Here is a 1,803-nt window from a genome sequence, read left to right as displayed (position 1 = left end):
CAGGATCAAACTCTCCAATAAAGTTAGTTTGTCTAGCATCTAAAAATAAAAATTGACGTTCACGTTGTTTGTTTCGTTCAGTTTTCAAAGAACTTTTTTGTCGCTCATTTGCGACTCCCTTATGTTAACATTTTCATATTTCAATGTCAACCAAGTTTTTTTATTTTTTTTGTCGCTTTCTGCGTTGTTGCTATCGGCGACTTTTCCTATATTACACCTCTATAAGCTAATCGTCAACACCTTTTATTCAATTAATAATAAAAATAATTCCAAAGGTATTTTCTATATTAATTTCAGTCATTCAATTTCTCCATTTCAATGAAAATAATAAACAAGGACATCCCATTACATACAAGACGCCCTTTTGATTACACATTATATACATGCACTCTTTAAACTCTTGAACTCCCCCTTTCTATTTAAACTATCGTCCTACTGATTCCTTGAGGTGGGAGTTTTCTGTCGGGAATTGATAAATAGATCAATTAATTTACTTTTATCCGCCCATACCACTCCAAATAAGACTAAGCCGCCGCCTATTACTATTCTCCACGTTAAAGATTCATTTAATAGAACAATTGAAGCAACAATACTTATTAGCGGTAATGCATTTAAATATAATCCACTTACTGATGCTGAAACTCTCTCTAGTGCTTTATTCCAAAACCAATATGCTAAAATTGTTGCTCCAATAACAAGATACATTACACTAAGTCCAGTCTTCCAGGTTTCAATCTTTGGGAAACCGTAATAAAAAGTTTCTACCATTGCAAATGGTAATAAAATAACCGATCCAATAATTAAAGTTAATGTTGTAAAAACCTTGTTTGATAGATACCGTTCCTGTTTCGGTTGTTTTAACAATACTGTATAAAAAGCAAATAAGAAGGTGCTTAATAAAATAAGGATATCTCCTATTAAAGATACCTCTTGATCAGCATTGTTAGATGAAATTGTTATAAGAAGTACCCCTATAGCCCCCAATATAATACCAATCCAATAATTCGGCTGAATTTTCTCTTTCAAAAAGAAAGCTGAAAAAAGAATTGTAACTAACGGCAATGCAGCATCAATGATACTAACATGTAATCCACTTGTTAAAGAAATCCCGTAGGATGTGAACATAAAATACCCAGCTACACCAGTAAAAGATAGCAAACTCATTCTTTTCCATGGAATATGTTTATGTACGATTGCTTTTTGAAGTTGGCCATATGAAAAAAGCATACAAATCCCCCCTGCGAGGAAAAGACGAATAAATAACAAAGTAAATGGTTGAATAGATTCTAATGCCCATTTCGTTGGCACAATTGCCGTCCCCCATAATATAACAGCCACTAATAACATCCATATTTCTTTCATAATCCCCCACACCCATCAAAAAGTATATGTTAACTACCTTAATTATAGATTTTTTCTTAAGTAAAATCCTTTAAAACCACAAAAAGGTTATACGAAAAATAGCCATCCAGCCATTTTTCGCATAACCTTTTCATATTAAATCAAAAACATCATTGTTCATTCGACAACTAAATCAACATAAAAAGGTAATCCTTACCTTCAATTTATATTTAAACGTATTACTTTATAACCTTCTTATCACTTTAATATCCAAATTTTATTTTATACCCTTTCTATTTCATTCTTTTTTCGTCTTTAGGATTATTAAATTTATAGATTCTAACCTTCGGTAAATAAAAATAAACACAAAAAACCTAAGTCGAAACGACTTAGGTTTTTGCTTGGCGACGTCCTACTCTCACAGGGACAAGGTCCCAACTACCATCGGCGCTAGAGAGCTTA

General features: G+C 32.3%; 1 protein-coding gene. It reads right to left on the bottom strand.

From position 1 onward, the window contains the following. Nucleotides 1–432: 432 nt before the first annotated feature. Nucleotides 433–1,362: a DMT family transporter gene (locus ABH957_RS29420; protein ID WP_404512919.1), complete on the bottom strand. Its 930-nt coding sequence runs from the start codon at nt 1,360–1,362 to the stop codon at nt 433–435. Nucleotides 1,363–1,803: the final 441 nt, after the last annotated feature.

Source organism: Bacillus sp. RC242 (assembly GCF_044908245.1).
In the GTDB taxonomy this organism is placed as follows: domain Bacteria; phylum Bacillota; class Bacilli; order Bacillales; family Bacillaceae_G; genus Bacillus_A; species Bacillus_A mycoides.
This window is presented reverse-complemented; position numbering and strand designations above follow the sequence as displayed.